The 5,262-nt window shown below is 56.8% G+C and carries 9 protein-coding genes; all 9 read left to right on the forward strand.

Annotation, left to right across the window (positions count from 1 at the left end; translation table 11 throughout):
- Positions 1-64: 64 nt before the first annotated feature.
- Positions 65-1,288: an N-6 DNA methylase gene (locus QZY03_RS06395; protein ID WP_295579234.1), complete on the forward strand. Its 1,224-nt coding sequence runs from the start codon at positions 65-67 to the stop codon at positions 1,286-1,288.
- Between the two features lie 30 nt (positions 1,289-1,318).
- Complete coding sequence (locus QZY03_RS06400; protein ID WP_295579236.1) at positions 1,319-1,831, forward strand: hypothetical protein; 513 nt, start codon at positions 1,319-1,321, stop codon at positions 1,829-1,831.
- A complete protein-coding gene (locus tag QZY03_RS06405; RefSeq protein ID WP_295579238.1) occupies positions 1,831-2,673 on the forward strand; it encodes a hypothetical protein in 843 nt (280 codons plus the stop codon). The genes QZY03_RS06400 and QZY03_RS06405 overlap by 1 nt, the downstream gene beginning before the upstream one ends.
- 176 nt (positions 2,674-2,849) lie before the next feature.
- Entirely contained in the window at positions 2,850-3,323 is a 474-nt protein-coding gene (locus QZY03_RS06410) for a hypothetical protein (RefSeq protein ID WP_295579241.1), read from the forward strand.
- Positions 3,320-3,649 (forward strand): hypothetical protein, encoded by a 330-nt coding sequence (locus QZY03_RS06415; RefSeq protein ID WP_295579243.1) that lies wholly within the window; start codon positions 3,320-3,322, stop codon positions 3,647-3,649. The genes QZY03_RS06410 and QZY03_RS06415 overlap by 4 nt, the downstream gene beginning before the upstream one ends.
- A gap of 201 nt (positions 3,650-3,850) precedes the next feature.
- Positions 3,851-4,000 (forward strand): hypothetical protein, encoded by a 150-nt coding sequence (locus tag QZY03_RS06420; protein ID WP_295579245.1) that lies wholly within the window; start codon positions 3,851-3,853, stop codon positions 3,998-4,000.
- 2 nt (positions 4,001-4,002) lie between these two features.
- Positions 4,003-4,437 carry a RhuM family protein gene (locus tag QZY03_RS06425; protein WP_295579247.1) on the forward strand — a complete coding sequence of 145 codons (435 nt, stop codon included), beginning with the start codon at positions 4,003-4,005 and terminating at the stop codon, positions 4,435-4,437.
- Between the two features lie 35 nt (positions 4,438-4,472).
- Positions 4,473-4,658 carry a hypothetical protein gene (locus QZY03_RS06430; protein WP_295579249.1) on the forward strand — a complete coding sequence of 62 codons (186 nt, stop codon included), beginning with the start codon at positions 4,473-4,475 and terminating at the stop codon, positions 4,656-4,658.
- Complete coding sequence (locus tag QZY03_RS06435; protein ID WP_295579252.1) at positions 4,655-5,236, forward strand: hypothetical protein; 582 nt, start codon at positions 4,655-4,657, stop codon at positions 5,234-5,236. The genes QZY03_RS06430 and QZY03_RS06435 overlap by 4 nt, the downstream gene beginning before the upstream one ends.
- Positions 5,237-5,262 lie beyond the last annotated feature (26 nt).

Here is a 5,262-nt window from a genome sequence, read left to right on the forward strand (position 1 = left end):
GGGCAAAGGGCAGCAGAATCGTTACAATCGCGGGCGGTAGTGGGAGCATCGGCGGTGACGGCTGGTGTTTTGGTCGACTTCAGACGATACCGCCGGTCTCCCGCTGCCGCCACCTCCGCAGGAGCCGCCGGCCCTGGTCCCGCCCACCCGTGCACAGCGCCCGGCCTCAGGCAAAAATGGCCAAAGTCGAGTTCAGGATCTCGAAGAACTGGTCCTGGCCGACAGCGGCAAGGATGAGTTCAACGAAATCTTCAAGCTCATCTTCGCCAAGATCTGGGACGAGAAAGAGGCGCTGGAGCGTCGGAAGGACAAAGTGGTCGAGTTCCGTAAGGCGCTGGACCCCGAGATCACCTACGACCGGATCAACAGCCTCTTCCACAAGGCCTGCGACGAATGGCCCGGCATCTTCAAGCCGGGCGAGGATATCGATCTGGCCAAGCGTCATCTGCAGGTCTGCGTCGGCCCCATCGAAGGCGTGCGGCTCATGGGTTCCAACCTGCGCATCATGGACGATGCTTTCGAATATCTGCTGCCCACCGAGGCCAAGAAGAAAATCGCCAATCCGCCCTTCGCCGGTGAAATGAAGGACCGCAAGATGCTGGCGCGCTACGAGCTGGCGCGGCCCGCGCTCAAGCGCGCCGGGGACGACAAGCAGCCGAAAGATGAGCGCGATGTCCTCTTCATCGAGCGTATCCTCAAGATGCTCAAGCCCGGCGGGCGCCCCGCCATCGTGCTTCCGCAAGGCAAGTTCAACAACTCATCGCTCGCCTTCATCCGCGAGTGGATCTTGAAAAAGGCCCGATTGCTCGCAGTGGTCGGGCTGCACCCCAACACCTTCAAGCCGCACACCGGCACCAAGACCTCGGTGCTCTTCCTGCAGAAATACACCCAGGACCAGCTCGACCGGATCGCCCAGGTTCACGAACAGGTTGCGGGTGCTTGCCCGGATTATTGGGCCGACATCGGGAGGCTGCTGGCTGCCCATGCATCCGCCGCCGACGTGCCGGAGGACGCCATCCCCGAGGCGGTGGCGGATCTGATCGCGGAGACCTTCAGCGAGCCCGAGACCGAGACCGAAGACACGACGAACGGCAGCGGAGAGGACAACGGCGACGACGAGCTAACCGTCGGCGTGGATGAAGACCCTGTCGCGCTCGCTGAGGAGAAACTGAACGATCTCCGGGCCGCGCTGCTGAAGGCCAAGCAGCGGTTGATGGATCTGGAGAGCGACCGCGAGGCACTGGAACAGCAGAAGGACCAGAAGATCGACGCGCTCAACGCAAGCTGAAGCGGCGAGAAGGCTACGCTTCGCTCGCGCGTGAAGGAAGTCAGAGAAGGCTATCAAGTGAACCTGCAGGCACTGAAGGAGCGACACAAGGCCGCTCAGAAGCCCATCAGGACCGAGATCAAGGCATTGGAGACCCGGATTCCCCAGGCCGAGCGTGATCTGAAGCAGCTCACCCATCGCGGACGACTGGAGCTGGTCCTGGCCGACGACGACCTGATCGGCACCCTCAAGGAGCGCTGGATCGCCGCCGAGGTCTCCAAGCAGCTCGACTATCCCATCTTTATGGCCGTGAGCGAGCGCGGCGGCAAGAACAACTCCGGCGATTATGAATACATGCTCGACGCGGGCGGCAGTCTGATCGAGTTTCCGGACGGACACCCGCAGGAAGGTCAGTTTGTCGTCAATCAGGATCTGGTGAATTACGACTTGCGGGCAAACGACCTGGCCGATGCCAGCAGAATCCCCGATGAGCAGCTTTGTGTGGCTGAGGCGTTTGTTCGGTTTGCACAGCAGCAGAAATTTAGCTTTTGGGAGAGCGCGTAATGGCCGTCTGGAGCCTCGCCGACCACCAGTCACTGATGGCTCATGGGCGCACTGATGCCGAATTTTTTCATCCTGTGTTTTCGGAAGCGGAAGCGAAGCTTGCGTGTATTAAGACGAATGTGATTGCCCGGAATTTCGATATTTCTGACGGCAACCATTTGGAAATGTCACGGTGGTTTACTGACGACGATGGTGCAGTACCCTATTACCGTAGGCAAGATCTCAATGGATTCTTTCTTAAAAATTCTACGCCGGTTCGAATTCCGATGCATATCTATGATCATGCAAACATGCATCGTTCACTTTTCTTGCCTGAAGATGTTTTGATCTGCATAGTTGGCGCAAGCACTGGAACCATATCTGTAGTTACCTCAAATACGAACCGATGCACTGGCAGTTGTAAGATTGGAATTGTGAGGCGGCGGCCTGGTGGTGCAGTTGATTCCTATGTTTTAGCTGCGTTTCTGCTTGGTAAGTTTGGACAATATCAAATTGCGAGGCATTCTCGTGGTACCGCCCAAGGAGGGCTAATCCTAAAGGATATTTTTCAGTTACTTGCCCCGATTCTACCGAACAATGAGCAAGAGCTAATTAGACATCTGGTCGGCAACTCTCTATTATTAAACACTCGGGCAGTTGCGCTTTACTCTGAGGCTAAACTGTTACTCGAATCAGATCTTGACCTAGACAAGTTGACCTTCCAGAAACCGGCTGGTTATTCTGCACGCTTCAGTACCATCGGCTGGTTCGAAACCTTCTCATCCGGTCGCATAGATGCTCAATGCTTCGCCCCGGATATGTGCATCAATACAATTATTTATAAAAAATCGGAAAAGAAATAAAACAAAAAGCTTTCATAAACAATAACTTAACACAATTGCGTCTTATAAAGTATTCTGTTGAAGTACTTACCTTGTTCTACCAAGACTGGCTCCATACACACGCCCAATGTGATCGCCTTGGTGTTCTGCTGAGCAGCACACTGAAAGGCCGCTAACAGGCTGACATTACCGACGGATTGACTGACTATTGCAGTATCAGACATATCGACGGCAGGGAAATCATTGATGCATCAAAGTGCTTTTCTCAATCTGACACGCCGCTGGCGAGGCTAGACGACCTTCTGCTCGCAATCACCGGTGCTACGATTGGAAAAATCGGCATTTTAAAGCGCTATGATCGGCTGGCTATTTCCGGTGACTTGCTTTGCCTGCGTACAAGCGAAGTGATTGATCCGAATTACCTGTTGCTCGTACTCAATCACGAAATAGGGCAGGTGCAATTCAATCGCTGGATTACCGGCTCAACCAATGGGCACCTAGCACCGAGAGACGTTGCTCGTATGCTGGTTCCGCGACTGAGTAACGAGACCGAAGCCAAGATTGCTGAGTTGGTAAAAAGCTCGCTCTCCACGCGACAAGAGTCCGAGCGACTGCTGGAGCAAGCCAAATCCCGCGTCGAGCAACTCATCGAAGAGGCCGCGCGGGCGTGACCGGCCAGCCCGAGCAGAAGATCCTGATCATTGCCGGACCGAACGGGGCCGGCAAGACCACCTTTGCCGAGGAGTTCCTGCCCAATGAGGCCGCCTGTCCGACCTTTATCAATGCCGACCTGATCGCGGCGGGCCTGTCGCCCTTCGCTCCCGATCTCGCGGCGATGAAGGCGGGGCGTTTGATGCTCGCCGAGGTCGGGCGTCGTCGCTACGAGTCCGGCTGGCGCAATTTCACTGGTGTTTATCGCCCCCTCGTCGACGAATGGGCGCTCTACGACAACGCGGGCTCCAAACCGCAACTGCTCGAAGAAGGAGTCAATTCATGACCGACCCTCAAGCGTCGGCTGTCCCGCGTGAACGTGATCCCGATCTGGTCAATGCCGAGATCGCCCTTCATCGCGCCGCGCGACGCGCCCGTGAAAAGGCGTGGCGGCATGGCGTCCCGGTAGTCTACTCCGAGGACGGGGTCATCAAGTACGAGTACCCGCAACCTGGCGCCCCGATCGGGGCGGCAAGCAAGGCGAATCATGCATCCCCTGATCGCCGCCCGACGCTCCGCCATTGCCGATATCTGCCACCGCTACCAGGTTCAGCGGCTGGAAGTCTTCGGCTCCGCCGCGCACGGAAGGGACTTCGGTCCCGAGCGGAATCTCTTGACCGAATTGGGGGAGGGTTGACGTTGACCAAGGACGACCAGCGACTGCCCGACGATGCCAGGGGCCAGTTCCTCGTCTACGCGGCGGAGGATGGGTGCATCAAGATCGACGTGCGCCTGGCAGACGAAACGGTTTGGCTGACGCAGCCACAGCTAGCCGAACTGTTTCCGACGACCGTGCCCAATGTCAGCATGCACATCCGCAACGTCCATGAGGATGGCGAACTGGCCCCCGAGGCAACCGTTCAGAAATTCTTAACGGTTCGCCAGGAAGGCGGGCGAGCGGTCCGGCGTAACCTGGACCACTACAATCTTGACATGATCATCTCGGTCGGCTACCGGGTGAAGAGTCATGTGGCGACCCGCTTTCGGATCTGGGCCACTCAGCGCCTGAAGGTGGTGACCTCGACCGCTTCGTCAAGGATCCGAGCGTCCTGGTGGAACTATGCCGGAATGTAATCGACCTGCTTGATACGGAATCTGTAGAAACCTCAGTGGCCGATCAAGAGGCGCAGTTGCGGGTCATCGCCAAGGCCGTCGATCAACTCGAAAAGTCCGGGGTGCCGGTTCCTGATCCACTGAACACCGCGAAACGGGAGCGTTTCCAGATGACCCAGGACGGCCTCCTGCGCCGCGGCTCGCCGCGCGGAATCTGGGAGCTTGCGGAGAATAGCCAGTGAAATTCCGGAAACTGAGCATCGAGAACTATAAATCATTCCAGTTTCCGACCGAGATTCTCTTCCCGGCGGGTGAGGATGGTCGCAGCATCTTTCCGGGCATTACCCAGTTCTTTTTCTTCGACGGCGAGAAGATTCAGGAGATCGCTGCGGACGACCATTCCGAGGTGCGCCTGAAGACCCCCCTGGAGGCGGCGCTGGGCATTCAGTACATTAACCGCCTGGCGAGCGATATTCTCTATATCAAGCAGGACGAGCGCAAAGGCTATATCGAGATCTCTGATGAGGACCTGGACTTCAAACAGAGCGAACTGAAACGCGAGAAGAGCAAGCTGGCGCGCAAGCACAAGGAGCGCGACGATCTGAAAGCGGAACTGGACGGCTTCAAGGCGCAGTTGGACGAGGCGAAGAAACGCTTTGAAACTCGAGATGTACCGGCTGCTCTCCAGCCGCAGCGGGTTGATCACTCGACTTTGGCCATTTTGGCAGTCTCGCAGGGAGCTAACTGCTTGAAATACTATGAGTGCGAAAAATTAAAGGGGGGCCAGGAGACCCGAACGCCGGAATTTTGCCCCTCGTAAATTTTTTGCTCCTCATAACATTTTGA

This window comes from uncultured Lamprocystis sp. (genome assembly GCF_903933125.1).
Classification (GTDB): domain Bacteria; phylum Pseudomonadota; class Gammaproteobacteria; order Chromatiales; family Chromatiaceae; genus Thiodictyon.

Coding starts and splice junctions, on each gene's coding strand:
- QZY03_RS06405 (WP_295579238.1), top strand. CDS start 1,831: ATGGCCGTCTGGAGCCTCGCCGACCACCAGTCACTGATGGCTCATGGG.
- QZY03_RS06420 (WP_295579245.1), top strand. CDS start 3,851: ATGCATCCCCTGATCGCCGCCCGACGCTCCGCCATTGCCGATATCTGC.